Origin of the sequence: Shewanella sp. FDAARGOS_354, from assembly GCF_002209245.2 — a bacterium.
Lineage (GTDB): Bacteria > Pseudomonadota > Gammaproteobacteria > Enterobacterales > Shewanellaceae > Shewanella > Shewanella xiamenensis.
Map to the genome: position 1 here is coordinate 834,822 of NZ_CP022089.2, position 12,803 is coordinate 847,624.

11 protein-coding genes are annotated in these 12,803 nt (G+C 47.2%); 6 read left to right on the forward strand and 5 right to left on the reverse strand.

The features are described from left to right. Nucleotides 1-91 precede the first annotated feature (91 nt). Nucleotides 92-1,849: a SulP family inorganic anion transporter gene (locus CEQ32_RS03830; RefSeq protein WP_055646610.1), complete on the forward strand. Its 1,758-nt coding sequence runs from the start codon at nt 92-94 to the stop codon at nt 1,847-1,849. Nucleotides 1,850-1,896: 47 nt separating this feature from the next. On the opposite strand, the gene CEQ32_RS03835 is transcribed toward CEQ32_RS03830, so the two are convergent. Both CEQ32_RS03835 and CEQ32_RS03845 read right to left on the reverse strand, forming a co-directional pair. Next, nucleotides 1,897-3,219, reverse strand: a complete 1,323-nt coding sequence (locus CEQ32_RS03835) for an IS4-like element ISSba6 family transposase (protein WP_088585530.1) — start codon at nt 3,217-3,219, stop codon at nt 1,897-1,899. Between the two features lie 610 nt (nt 3,220-3,829). After that, a complete protein-coding gene (locus tag CEQ32_RS03845) occupies nt 3,830-4,501 on the reverse strand; it encodes a glutathione S-transferase (protein WP_055647899.1) in 672 nt (223 codons plus the stop codon). A 272-nt stretch (nt 4,502-4,773) separates the two neighbouring features. Here CEQ32_RS03845 and CEQ32_RS03850 point away from each other — a divergent pair, with 272 nt between their 5' ends. Next, nucleotides 4,774-5,775 carry a rhodanese-related sulfurtransferase gene (locus CEQ32_RS03850; RefSeq protein ID WP_055647914.1) on the forward strand — a complete coding sequence of 334 codons (1,002 nt, stop codon included), beginning with the start codon at nt 4,774-4,776 and terminating at the stop codon, nt 5,773-5,775. Nucleotides 5,776-6,158: 383 nt separating this feature from the next. On the opposite strand, the gene ylqF is transcribed toward CEQ32_RS03850, so the two are convergent. Further along, nucleotides 6,159-7,100, reverse strand: a complete 942-nt coding sequence (ylqF, locus tag CEQ32_RS03855) for a ribosome biogenesis GTPase YlqF (RefSeq protein ID WP_037419203.1) — start codon at nt 7,098-7,100, stop codon at nt 6,159-6,161. A 124-nt stretch (nt 7,101-7,224) separates the two neighbouring features. After that, a complete protein-coding gene (locus CEQ32_RS03860; protein WP_055647900.1) occupies nt 7,225-8,064 on the reverse strand; it encodes an isopenicillin N synthase family dioxygenase in 840 nt (279 codons plus the stop codon). A 379-nt stretch (nt 8,065-8,443) separates the two neighbouring features. Here CEQ32_RS03860 and CEQ32_RS03865 point away from each other — a divergent pair, with 379 nt between their 5' ends. Further along, a complete protein-coding gene (locus tag CEQ32_RS03865) occupies nt 8,444-9,349 on the forward strand; it encodes a bifunctional methionine sulfoxide reductase B/A protein (RefSeq protein ID WP_088585531.1) in 906 nt (301 codons plus the stop codon). Between the two features lie 94 nt (nt 9,350-9,443). On the opposite strand, the gene hemB is transcribed toward CEQ32_RS03865, so the two are convergent. Next, on the reverse strand, nt 9,444-10,442 hold the full coding sequence (gene hemB / locus CEQ32_RS03870; RefSeq protein WP_088585532.1) for a porphobilinogen synthase: 999 nt from the start codon (nt 10,440-10,442) through the stop codon (nt 9,444-9,446). Nucleotides 10,443-10,820: 378 nt separating this feature from the next. Here hemB and tsaB point away from each other — a divergent pair, with 378 nt between their 5' ends. The 3 genes from tsaB (at nt 10,821) to CEQ32_RS03885 (ending at nt 12,683) form a co-directional block, all read left to right on the forward strand. Continuing rightward, complete coding sequence (tsaB, locus tag CEQ32_RS03875) at nt 10,821-11,531, forward strand: tRNA (adenosine(37)-N6)-threonylcarbamoyltransferase complex dimerization subunit type 1 TsaB (RefSeq protein WP_088585533.1); 711 nt, start codon at nt 10,821-10,823, stop codon at nt 11,529-11,531. A 143-nt stretch (nt 11,532-11,674) separates the two neighbouring features. Beyond that, complete coding sequence (locus CEQ32_RS03880; protein ID WP_037419187.1) at nt 11,675-11,983, forward strand: hypothetical protein; 309 nt, start codon at nt 11,675-11,677, stop codon at nt 11,981-11,983. After that, nucleotides 11,976-12,683 carry a M50 family metallopeptidase gene (locus CEQ32_RS03885; RefSeq protein ID WP_088585534.1) on the forward strand — a complete coding sequence of 236 codons (708 nt, stop codon included), beginning with the start codon at nt 11,976-11,978 and terminating at the stop codon, nt 12,681-12,683. Before CEQ32_RS03880 ends, CEQ32_RS03885 begins: the two co-directional genes overlap by 8 nt. The last annotated feature ends 120 nt before the right edge of the window (nt 12,684-12,803 follow it).

The following is a 12,803-nucleotide window of genomic DNA, read 5'->3' on the forward strand; positions in this document are numbered from 1 at the left end:
AGTTGGTTCCATGGGTATTGCACCGATATAAGGTGAGTTATCTAACCATAACAAGTTAGCAATTGACTTGGGAGTATATGGAGGTTAGCGCGTGAAGTTTCCCAGTTTAGTATCATTTATGCCTGGTTTGGCGCAGATGCTGCAGTACGAGAAGCAATGGCTCAGGGATGATGTTCGAGCCGGATTATCCGTGGCGGCGGTCGCTTTACCTGTAGCCATTGCCTATGCACAACTTACAGGGGTTAATGCCGCTGTCGGTTTATACTCCTGTGTGCTGCCAATGTTAGTGTATGCATTGTTTGGTACTTCTAGACAATTAATCGTTGGTCCCGATGCCGCGACTTGTGCCGTGATTGCCGCAGTTGTGACGCCACTTGCTGCTGGCGACAGCATGAAGCACTGGCAACTCGTGATGACCATGACGGCCATGACCGGTTTTTGGTGTTTAATCGCCAGCCGTTTTCGCCTTGGCGTCTTGGCGGACTTTCTCTCAAAACCGATTTTAATGGGGTTACTAAATGGTGTGGCGATCACTATTATCGTCGGTCAATTCTCAAAGATTTTTGGTTTCACCTTCGATGAGCGTTATTTGATTGAGCGCTTATCCGGTGCGCCTTCCTATCTTACCAAAACACACTGGCCCACCTTATTGATGGGACTGGTGACCTTAGCCACCTATGCCTTAATAAAACGTTATCGCCCACAATGGCCTGCTTCAATGTGTGCAATGGCAATGGCTGCATTTTTGGTGTGGGCCTTTAACTTAACCAGCTTCGATATCAATGTGGTGGGCGAGGTGAGTGCAGGCTTGCCTTCGTTTCAAGCACCGGTTTTTAATATTGGTATTGCCCGTGAACTAGTTGTGCCTGCGCTTAACTTAGCCATGGTGAGCTTTGTGAGTATGATGCTTACTGCACGCAGTTTTGCGGCTAAAAATGGCTATGATATCGATGCGGACAAGGAGTTTCGCGCCCTCGGTATTGCCAATATTGCTTCAGCTTTATCACAAGGTTTTGCGGTCAGCGGTGCTGATTCGCGTACAGCTGTCAATGATGCTAACGGCGGTAAAAGTCAGCTCGTATCAATCATCGCGGCGTTATTGATTGCGATCGTTGCGCTGTTTTTTACTGCACCACTGAAATATATCCCCAGTTCAGCTCTTGGTGTGGTCTTAGTGATTGCCTCTATTTCGTTGATTGATTTAAAGGCGCTATGGAATCTGCGCGTCAGAGACCGCTCAGCCTTCTTGCTTGCTTGCACCACATTGTTTTCAGTACTGTTTATTGGTGTTATCCCTGGGATTACCTTTGCGGTGTTACTCGGTTTATTCCAGTTTTTAGCGACTGTGATGCGGCCAACGGATCAAGTGTTAGGGCTTGATCATAAAGGGGTTATCCGCAGTGTAGATGATTCGGGCAAGGCTAAGTCTGTGCCAGGGGTGTTTATCTACCGCTTTAATTCACCCTTAACCTACTTCAATGCCACTTACTTTAAACGTCGGTTACTGGAGAAGTTTATCCGTGAGCCTGAACCCGTCGATTGCATCATTATTGATGCCGTGCCGTGTTTTACCCACTTGGATTTAAGTGTGATGGCCATGCTTGCAGATCTCCATCAATTATTGAAGAAGCGTGGGATACGTTTAGTCTTGGCGGGGCGTAAAAGGCAGATGCTTGGCTGGTTTGAACAGGCGGGGATCCCGTCAGGCGAAGGCGGCATTTTAATTCGGCCAGATTTATATCTTGCGCTGAAAATGAACCAAAGTTACAAGCAAGCACTAGCTGAAGGCCAAGCACCTGTTATCAAAAAAGCGCCTGAGGATGATGTGCTACTTCATAGTCATTTATAGGATACTATTTTAACGAAAAGTGCGGTAATGTCCGTAATGCCGTTCACTTAAGAGTGAACGGCATTTTTCTTTGGTCTAACCGGAAACTTGTTTTTGCTCATTTTAAGGACTCGTGGATATGCCCTTTCCCGTTTACCATCCAGCTTAAATTGCCGTGCATTTCGTTCTATATCCAATACGTCTCTCGGGACATTCCCCGGTGTTTGTGATGACAGTTGTGTCAACTTGAAGATGATATAACTCGCCGCATCCCGAAAACTCAGTTGATTGGGATGGACCGATGGCAAGCTTTTAGCCATCAGCAACATCTTATATCTAATGAGATTGTAGGCCAGTAGCACGCCCCATAACTCTTGAGTCACCAGCTCCGGTAGTTGACTGCGGAGCGTAAAACGGCTCTCCAGTAGATGTTGTTTCATCTCTCTATAGCCCAGTTCGATTTCCCATCGATGGGCATATAAGTCGACGATGTCTTCGCTGGGGTAACGCATCGGGTCTGTCAACGAGGTCAAAATGGCGACTGACTTACCTTTCACTGTCTTAGTCAATAAACGCGCTTCAAGGGTATCTGGGAGCTGCGGCCATTTCTTTCTGGCTTGAGGTGTCGTGGTGAGTTTCACCCACTGGTCATGTTTCCCCAGCGTTCGCACTACTTCATATTGAGTGCCTTTCTTCAATGGCAACAACCAGTGGCTATCAGGTTGCGCTTGCTGCCAAGCGTGCAGCAGGCCGAGCGAGTAAAATCCTCGGTCAAATAGGGTTAGGCTGTGATTGGGAATGCTAGGAATGAGCTGGGACGCTAAGTTCATTTCATTTTCGGCAACCGAATCAAAGGCGCTGTTGACCAATAAATGGCTGCTTAACTCCATCAAGCAAACCATGCGAATTTGCGGATAAGCCGCTTCGCCTAAAGCGTTGGCGGTTCGTCCAAAGGCGGCTTGATTTTGAACACTATCGGGTGTCCGCCACACGACACCGTCAACACCATACAAGTTAAGACCGCACCAATGAGGATGTTCAGCTCTCGCGTGCCAGGTATTGCCGCTGCGGCTAAATACTTCTCTAATAACCTCACTGCCCAATCGTTTACGCGCCTGAGTCACGGCGCTGCGTGCAACATAATCAATCTCTTGCGGCAAAACAATGTCGAGTTTGTTGATGAGTGACCGAACAGACTCCCCTCGGAACAAAGCCATTCCGATAACGGCCCAAATCATCGCGTCCATCGGCAATTTACGCCGTCTTAACGTCGCAACGCCCTGGGAGTCTAGGCAAGATTGAATTAACTCAGGTTCTAACACATCAGCTAAGCAGGTGAATTCGGTTAGGCGGGTAATATGGGTACGGGCGAGTGCTTCCGAGAGTTGCATAAAAAATCCGATGACATGAGGTCATCGGATTTTGATCTTTTCAGCGAGATCGTCAAGCGATCTGTCTTAACTGATCGGCATTAGGTAATGTCCGCGCTTTTCGGTTTATTGTTCAAGTGCATAGATATGTGCACTTTATACTTGATGCCTCGAAAGTATGATGGTTGTGGCGTAAAGAGCCGCTCGTCATTTGAGTATCATAACTACGCGTCATTCCTCGTTTCGCGAGCTTGCGCAACATCTAAAGCTTAAACATCAACCCGTTCTAGTCATTTTGCAGTTTATCTAAAGGGATTAAACCATGATAGGCATAGTAGCCTATGGGGCCTAAAAATAAGCTTAGCAGGCACCATAAACATTTTTTGTTAGTGCTGAGATTAACTTGGCTCTTAAATACTCGAGCTGCGAATAAGCAATGCAGTAGGGCTAAACCGATGAGCATCGCTATGATTATAATATCCGTATTATCCAAGTACTTTATCCCTGTAATTCATCGTGATGATTTAGCATAAAATGTTAAAAAGGATTTACTCACTTTACCTAAGTGAGAGCTACTTTACGTGAACATTTTACCGATTGCTATGGGGTATATAAAAATAAACGTTAATTCTTATTTACTTATAGACATTCCTAACAAGTAATTTGGGGTATTACCAGTCTGCCAGATCACATATTTAGTCATGGCATGTTGAAATATGTCAGTGCTTGTTAGCTCAGTTAACCATGCCATAAGCCGTGGGAAATCCCCGTTCAAATCCCGTTTGGCATCCACCGCAGTAAATTGGCGGATAAAAGGCATAATGGCAAAATCAGCAAGGCTTAACGCAGGGCTGATAAGATAAGGATGTTGCTGAAGCTGTGCTTCGAGTCGTACCAGAAAAGTGCTGGCCTTGGCGAAATAATCCGCCTGCGAGTATTCTGGATACCGGTCTGCATATTTGTACTTATCCAGCCAAGGTTTAAATTCAACATCATTTTGCACAATAAGCTCATTAATCAGGCTTTGCGCTGAGGTGGTTTGTCCGAGTAACTGCTGTGCGGCTGGCGAGTCAGCCTTATGCAGTCCCCAGAGCATAATATCCAAGCTCTCAGCAATCACCTCTCCAGTAGGGAGCTGCAATACGGGCACTGTGCCCTTGGGGGAGATGGCTAACATCTCTGCGGGTTTCGCTTTAAAGGTGATTTCTCTCACTTCCACTTGGCATTGGCCGAGCAATAGCCCAAGTCTAGCGCGCATAGCATAAGGACAGCGGCGAAAACTGTAGAGTATGGGTAAGGGCATAGTCTTATTCCTTAATGCAATGATAAAAACGATTTAGTCACGACTGTGGGTTAAAAGTTGGCAATAGTAGTGACTTTAAAACAGAAATACTGCGTTTATTACTGATTATTCCACCGTTTGCCTGTAAATAAGCAATGACCTTGGTTTTTGTCTGTGTTTATCCGACTGTGACTCAGGTAGAATTTCGCCCTATTTTTGCGACCTAGCTTAGGCTTGGGTGATTATTGGTTAATGCACTGGAAATTAAGTTCCAGCCAGCAGTTGAGGGTGTTATGTCTAACGTTGTTGTTTGTGCTTTATATAAGTTTGTTTCATTACCGCATTTTGAGTCGCTGCGTGAGCCACTCCTGTCCATGATGGAACAGGCTGAGATTAAAGGCACATTGTTGCTGGCAAGTGAGGGGATTAACGGCACTGTGGCCGGCACTCAAGCGGCTATCGACGCACTGCTGGCTTGGCTGAATAACCAAAATGGCCTTGAAAACATCGTTTACAAGTTATCCTTTGACGACGAAATGCCTTTCTACCGCACTAAGGTGAAGCTCAAAAAAGAAATCGTCACCATGGGCGTCGAGGGTATCGATCCGCTTAAAGTGGTGGGCACTTACGTTAAGCCACAGGACTGGAACGCGCTGATTTCCGATCCTGAAGTCATCCTAGTGGATACCCGCAACGACTATGAAGTGCAAATCGGCACCTTTAAAAATGCCATTAACCCCGTGACCGAAACCTTCAGAGAATTCCCTGAGTATGTTAAGCAGAATCTCGATCCTGCCAAGCATAAAAAAGTGGCGATGTTCTGCACTGGTGGTATTCGCTGTGAAAAATCAACCGCTTATTTAAAAGAGCAAGGCTTTGAAGAAGTGTATCACCTCGAAGGTGGCATCCTTAAATACCTTGAAGAAGTCAAACAGGAAGAAAGCCTGTGGGAAGGCGAATGTTTTGTCTTCGATAATCGTGTGGCGGTCGACCATGATTTAAAGAAAGGGCAATACGATCAATGCAATGCTTGTCGTATGCCAATCACTGAAGCGGAAAAATTATCCCCAGCTTATGTGCAAGGTGTGAGTTGCCCACATTGTATTGATAAGATTTCAGAGGAGCAGCGAAAGCGTTTTGTTGAACGTGAACGCCAAGTGAATTTAGCTAAATCCCGTAACGAGGCTCATATCGGTAGTGATGTGAATTATGTGATTGAAGCCCGTCGACAAAAGAAAGAAGCACAGCGCAAACAAGCTGCAGAGAAAAATAAAACCAAGCAAGCTAACACTTAACGCATGCTCAGCTAAGGTGATGCTGTTCAATTATGGACAGCCTCACTTTTTTTACCGGACGATTATGCAGCAGAAATGGCAAACTAAAGGCTGTCAAAAGGAAGGGCAGGCAAGCTCTGGCCCTTACTTTCTGTCATGATAGCCGCTTGTCAACTGAGTCAAATGGCGACATGTCACTCCTCGTTTCGTAAGCACGAGCTTGCTAGAACGATCAAAATTTAATTCTGAATGTCTTAAAGAATGTCCTATATGGCAAAATCGATTGGTCGCGCTAATGATAAAAATGACCACTGGTTATCTTTAATGAACATCCGCCCCATTAACGGGGCGGTAAAGCATTTACCAATGGACTTTGCCAATATTTAAGAGTATTCAACGTAATATTAAACGTTATGACGTTTGCCTGAGCGTTTCAGTTTTTCTGCTTCTAGCTTAGCGGCTTTCTCGGCGGCTTTTTCAGCCAGAATGCGTTCCACTTCGGCTTTTTCGATTTCAGCCATCGCAGGCGTTTCAAGGGATAACAGGCCAATTCGACCTGAGCGGTAATCGTGTAATACGACTTCCGAGGCTTTATGCAAATCGATGCGACCACCGGGACGGAGGGCGCCACGTTTACGGCCGATTTCTTCGAGTAACGCCATATCATCCTTAGGTAACTCGCTGATGTTATAACGCTCGCAAATTTCCTTCGGGTAGGCCTTTAAGAAATAACCTGCGGCAAACAGCGCCACATCTTCGTATTCCATGGCGGTATCTTTAATGGCACCCGTGACGGCAAGGCGATAGCTACTAGCTTCGTTATCAACCTTAGGCCATAAAATCCCTGGCGTGTCCGAGAGCACAATACCGTTGCGCAGGTTAATGCGCTGCTGGGTTTTGGTGACGGCGGGTTCGTTACCGGTTTTGGCGATAACGCGACCGGCTAAGGTGTTGATAATGGTGGACTTACCCACGTTTGGGATCCCCATGATCATAGTGCGAATATCTTTTTCAGTTTTATCGCGACTCGGTACTAACTTACGACAAAGATCCGGCAGCATTTTCAACATACCCGGTTGCAATGTGGTAATCGCTGTGGCTTTTACCCCTTGTTCACGCTCAAGATATTCAATCCACTGGGCGGTAATGTCGGGATCGGCTAAGTCGGATTTATTCAGTAGCTTAATACAAGGTTTGTCGCCGCGAAGCTTTGACACCATGGGGTTTTCACTACTGTAGGGAATACGGGCGTCCAGCACCTCAATTACTAGATCGACCTGAGGCATAGCCTCTTCGATCTCTTTGCGTGCCTTGTGCATGTGCCCCGGATACCATTGAATTGCCATGATAGCGCCTTGTTCTAAATGACCTAAAGACGGCTATTCTACCTTGAAGGCGACGAATGTCATAAAAAAAGCGCCCGAAGGCGCTTAATTGCTTAATCTTGATGCGAATTTGAGCATGTATTGCTTAAAGTACGCCTAGCTCGCGTAATCTTTCCATTAGGTAGCTGTCGGCGGTATAACGGTCAGACAGCACGACCGAAGGTTTAGGGTGTAAGAATAAGGGCAGTGAAATACGCGACTTAGTCTTATCCGTGCCTTCTGGGTTAATTACGCGGTGTGAGGTTGATGGGAAGTAACCACCCGAGGCTTCCTGCAACATATCACCAATGTTGATGATAATATTGCCAAAATCACTTGGCACATCTAACCAAGAGCCGTCTTTGGCTTTGACTTGCAACCCTGGCTCGTTGGCCGCGGGCAGCACAGTGATAAGGTTAATATCTTCGTGGGCCGCTGCGCGAATAGCGCCCATTTCTTCATCGCCTGTCATCGGTGGGTAATGCAGAATGCGCAGCAGGGTTTTGTGGCTGTCGGCAATCATTTCTGGCAGCGGAATCGAGAACTTAGCTTTAACCTCGTCTGGCGAGTAGGTTTCAATCCACTCTAACAGTTCAGCGGCCAGCGCATTGGCTTTTTCATAGTAAGCTAGAATATTGGCACGCAGTGAATCAGGAATACGACCCCAAGGGTACACGTGGTAATACTCTTTGATGTCTTTAACCGTGTGGCCTTTTGCGGTTTCTGAAATCGACGCGGGGAAAAAGCCATCGTGGGTTTCACGATTGAACATAAACTCGTTCTTAGCGTCAGAATTGAAAAAGGCTTGCCACTCAGTGTAAATGTTTTCGACCAGTTCCTTATCGATAGGGTGGTTAGAGAGTACACCAAAGCCCGTTTCACGTAGGGATTCCACAAAGTGTTTGGCGCTATCGGCTGCACGATAATCAATGGTTTCTAATTTCATATTGTTTCTACTTGTTATATATGGTTGTTAACCAAACACTTTCTAAGGATAACGGTAAGGAGTCATTGCCACTTATCTCATTATCGGTATGGTGCGCTCAGCCCTAGTGCAAAAGCGGCCAAATATAGAAAGGATTTGGGTAGAGAATTGACCCGCAGCAAGTGTAACTTTGCACTGTGCGCGGTGCAAACATTGAAAACGATAGGCGTAGAGCATTGCTGAATTTTCCTCCAGTTATTTAAGCATTGGCTCAATCAACAGGATTTTATCGACTAAAGCGGCTACTATGCCAAAAAGCCAATTCAAGCCGAGGCGTAATAAACCTGAGGAACAAACGGTCTTATGCAGGCGAATACTTTAGGAGCTAAAGGAGACTTTTATGAACAAACTGACTGATTTTGAACGCTATGTCATAGAAGAAAAGGGTACAGAACGTCCCTTTAGCGGGGAGTATTATCAACATGACGCCAAAGGCGTGTATTTGTGCAAAAAATGCCATGCACCATTGTATCGCTCAGAAGATAAGTTTAATGCCCACTGTGGTTGGCCAGCCTTCGATGATGAAATTCCGGGCGCTGTGAGTCGTCATGTTGACGCCGATGGTCGCCGTACCGAGATCGTCTGTAGTCAGTGTGGCGGTCATTTAGGCCATGTGTTTGAAGGGGAATATTTAACGCCAAAGAATATTCGTCACTGCGTTAATTCTGTCTCCATGGTATTTCAAGCGGCCGATGAGGTGACAACATCAACGCATAAAACGGCCTTTGCCACCTTTGGTGCGGGCTGTTTTTGGTGTGTTGAAGCGATTTTTAAGAGCCTGAAGGGCGTGCTGAATGTCAGCTCTGGTTACTCGGGCGGCGAGGCGAGCGATGCCGATTATAAGTCGGTGTGTTCGGGATTAACTGGGCATGCCGAAGTGGTGCACATCGAGTTTGACCCCGCACAAATCAGCTTTACAACGCTGCTGCAGGTGTTATTTGAGAGTCACGATCCCACCACGCTCAACCGCCAAGGTAATGATAAAGGGCCGCAGTATCGCTCCGTCGTCTTTGCCCATGATGCGGCGCAGATTGAAGAGACCAATGCCATGATTGCAAAATTAACCGAGGCAAGGGTATTTGATGCGCCGATCGTCACCCAAGTGGTGGCTTTTGAGTCTTTTTATCCCGCTGAGGATTACCACAATGATTATTTTGCCCTGCATGGCGAGCAGCCCTATTGCCAAATTGTGGTGCGGCCAAAGGTTGAAAAGATCAGAGCCCTCTTTGCCGAGCTACAAGCATAGGCTTAATGTGCGAGCAAATTGACGGATAAAAAACGCCACCGATAGGGTGGCGTTTTCGTTGATGGCTTGGCTGATAGACTGAAGACTCAGCGCATTAGCGGGATTGCGCTAACCACTCGGCATATTGTTTCGCGTAATAGCTGACGATTAAATCGGCGCCAGCCCGCTTTAACCCGATAAAGGTTTCGGTGACGACGGCGCGCTCATCGAGGGCGCCCGCCAGTGCGGCAAACTTAATGCCGGCATATTCGCCGCCGACCTGATAAGCCGCTAAGGGAAGGTGGGTTTCCTGTCTTAGTCGACTTAACACATCCAAATAGGGCGTGCCGGGCTTTACCATCAAAATATCCGCGCCTTCCTCTTCATCGAGCAACGCTTCGAGCAAGGCTTGGCGACCATTGGCGTAGTCGAGCTGGTAGCCTTTACGGTTTCCGCTAAGCTCACAATCCACCGCAGCCCTAAAAGGCCCATAGAAGGAAGAGGCGAACTTGGCAGCATGGGCCAAAATGGCAATGTGCTCAAAGCCTGCCTCATCCAGCCCTTGGCGGATAGTTTTAATTTGGCCGTCCATCATGGCCGATGGCGCCAGCATATCGGCTCCGGCTTTGGCGGCGGTAATGGATTGTTTGACTAAGTTAGCCACGGTTTGATCGTTACAGACTTCACCATGGTGCAATACGCCGCAGTGTCCATGGTCGGTATATTCACAAAAACAAATATCGGGGATCACCATTATCTCTGGCGCGGCGGTTTTGATGGTGCGGATCATCCGTGCGAGTAAGCCATTGTCATCCCAAGTGTCGCTGCCCTGTGCATCTTTGGTGTGGGAAATACCAAAGGGCATCACATAGCGGATCCCTAGGGCATAAAGCCTTTGGATTTCATCGGCAAGCGCACTTTCGGGCAGACGGCAGATCCCCGGTAAGGTTGAAATGGGTACGGCTTGGTTGATGTGCTCTTCAATAAAAAGTGGGTGAACTAAGTCGCTTAGGGAAATCTGGGTTTCACGCACGAGATCACGCATGGCTTCAGTGCGGCGTAGGCGTCTTAAACGGCGAAGAGGTTTGAGGGATTTTTCTTGTGTACTGCTCATTGAATTTCCTTATTAACAGTGTAAAAGCATCACGCGAAGTTTCGCGTCAAAGGGAGAGAGTTAAAACGATGCTTAGGTTGTACTTGTTGGTGCTTTAGTGAACTTGATTAAGTGAGACAAAAGCTTCAGCACTGTTTGCTCAGACCTAAAATAGGGCAAAAGTTTCCCTGTATTTGGACCAAGGCCGAAGAGGTTGTTGAGTTAGTGATGGCGATCACAAACCCAGCGCTAAGCCAATCGAGCCATTCACCGCTGTTTTTAAGCCTTTGCTTTCGATTATTTGATGTTATCATTTGCGCCAATTTACACTTGGTATAGTGCAGGATTTCGATAAGTCGCTATTCGTCTGTCCAACTATACCCACAGCGCGGTTTTTATATGACAACACCCCAAGACTCTGTTTGTATTCTCGCCCTCGACACTTGTACCGAAGCTTGTTCGGCTGCCCTGTATTATCAAGGACAGGTTTTTGCTGAGTTAGCCGATGCGCCTCGGGAGCATAGTCAGCGTTTATTGCCTATGGTGGAAGCAGTATTAAAACAAGCCAATGTCGGCTTAGATAAACTGGATGCCATTGCTTACGGCCGTGGGCCAGGCAGTTTTACGGGCATCCGTATTTGTACCAGCATGACCCAAGGTTTAGCCCTAGGGTTAGACTTACCCGTTATCGGCATTTCCACCTTAGCGGCCATGGCACAAATGGCGATTGCTGAGCACGCTGCCGAGCAAGTGCTCTGTTGTATCGATGCGCGCATGGGAGAAGTGTACTGGGGTCAATTTGTTGCCGTCGATGGCATTGCTACATTAGTCGGTAAAGAGGTGGTGAGCGCGCCTGAACAGGTTGAGCTGGCATTCGATCTTAATAAAACCATTGTGGGTTGCGGCACTGGGTTTGATGCTTATCCCGAGTTATTAGCTCTAGGCAGCGGCATTACCTCCTTAGCGGCGGTGAAGTATCCCGATGCCCGAGCCATGTTAGTGCTGGCCGAAGCGGGTATCAAAGCGGGATTAACCACCAGTGTCGATGAACTCGAACCTGTATATCTTCGTGATACTGTGACATGGAAAAAGTTACCGGGACGTGAATAAACTGTTCATTATTCCCCGTGATACGTTAGAATCTAAACTGTCTGCATTGGCTCACGATGTAGACATCAAATCTTAGTTAGGCGTTTGTCACAACAGCCTAATAATACTAACTAGGACTACTAGGATATTAACTGGGCATTTCGATGCAGGTAAATTCGCTTCAAACGAGTTTGACACAAGCGGTTGCGAGTAATCGCCCCGCGATCATACAGGGAATGTCGCCCACGGAAGCGCCGCGCCCTGTGATTGAGCTCGATGCGGTTTCAGCTTTAGCCCTTGATGATACCGATGAAGGATCGTCACAAAACCTACAATCCAGACTCGGTGCCCAACTCGAATACGAGCAAAGTACCCGAGGACATCAAGGGGCTATCGCCCAATACCTACAAACGCAACATGCCGCCAAACGTGAAGAGATTCAGCAGATGGTGGGTGTGGATATTTATGCCTGATAGTGCGCCTGTGTCTTCTCAATCCCGTTTTACACCTCGTTTAACTGGCGGCCTTCCGAGCCGCGGTTTGTTTATCATCGAACTGATGCTGGCCCTCATTTTGACGCGCATTCCTTATCTGAGTGTGCCTTTTAAGTGGTTAGAGAGCTATTTCCACGAGTTGTCCCATGGGATAGCGACAGTGCTCAGTGGCGGCATAGTGAGTCATATTCAACTCTTTCCCAATGGTGCGGGGTTTTGCTTTAGCCAAGGTGGCTCGCCACTGGTGATTGGATTTGCGGGCTATTTTGGCGCAGCCTGTTGGGGATACCTTATTTATCTGCTGGCGACTTGGCCTAAGGGCATTCGCCTAAGCTTTGCGTTTTTAGGCGGTTTAGTGGTGCTAAGTGGTCTGCTGTGGGGGCGAGATTTGCTCACCTTAGCCATTTTAGCGGTACTGACGATAGTGTTGTTACTGCCGTTAAAACTCAGCAAAAATAAAATCCTCACGCAATTTTTACGCATTATTGGTTTGATGATCATGCTCAATGCGCTGGCAAGCCCAACGGTATTGCTCGGACTCGAAGGGCTGGGCGATGCGGTGCTGCTGGCTGATCGTTCATGGATACCAGCGTGGATTTGGGTCGCCATTTGGTTGTTTTGCAGTATCTGCGCCTTGTATATGGCTTGGCGGCGGGTGGATTCCGCCATCTCTCGTTAATACATCGCACATTAATGCTCCCATGACATCACAAATATTTACAGCCTAAATGGTCAACTTATGCGGCTAATTCTTGGATTTTTTTATATAGACTGCTAGCTTAAGTCTTCGGTATCCAAG

What these genes read in the sequence shown, in the direction of transcription:
- CEQ32_RS03835 (WP_088585530.1), bottom strand. Translation starts at nt 3,219, where the DNA reads ATGCAACTCTCGGAAGCACTCGCCCGTACCCATATTACCCGCCTAACC.
- CEQ32_RS03845 (WP_055647899.1), bottom strand. Translation starts at nt 4,501, where the DNA reads ATGCCCTTACCCATACTCTACAGTTTTCGCCGCTGTCCTTATGCTATG.
- CEQ32_RS03850 (WP_055647914.1), top strand. Translation starts at nt 4,774, where the DNA reads ATGTCTAACGTTGTTGTTTGTGCTTTATATAAGTTTGTTTCATTACCG.
- ylqF (WP_037419203.1), bottom strand. Translation starts at nt 7,100, where the DNA reads ATGGCAATTCAATGGTATCCGGGGCACATGCACAAGGCACGCAAAGAG.
- CEQ32_RS03860 (WP_055647900.1), bottom strand. Translation starts at nt 8,064, where the DNA reads ATGAAATTAGAAACCATTGATTATCGTGCAGCCGATAGCGCCAAACAC.
- CEQ32_RS03865 (WP_088585531.1), top strand. Translation starts at nt 8,444, where the DNA reads ATGAACAAACTGACTGATTTTGAACGCTATGTCATAGAAGAAAAGGGT.
- hemB (WP_088585532.1), bottom strand. Translation starts at nt 10,442, where the DNA reads ATGAGCAGTACACAAGAAAAATCCCTCAAACCTCTTCGCCGTTTAAGA.
- tsaB (WP_088585533.1), top strand. Translation starts at nt 10,821, where the DNA reads ATGACAACACCCCAAGACTCTGTTTGTATTCTCGCCCTCGACACTTGT.
- CEQ32_RS03880 (WP_037419187.1), top strand. Translation starts at nt 11,675, where the DNA reads ATGCAGGTAAATTCGCTTCAAACGAGTTTGACACAAGCGGTTGCGAGT.
- CEQ32_RS03885 (WP_088585534.1), top strand. Translation starts at nt 11,976, where the DNA reads ATGCCTGATAGTGCGCCTGTGTCTTCTCAATCCCGTTTTACACCTCGT.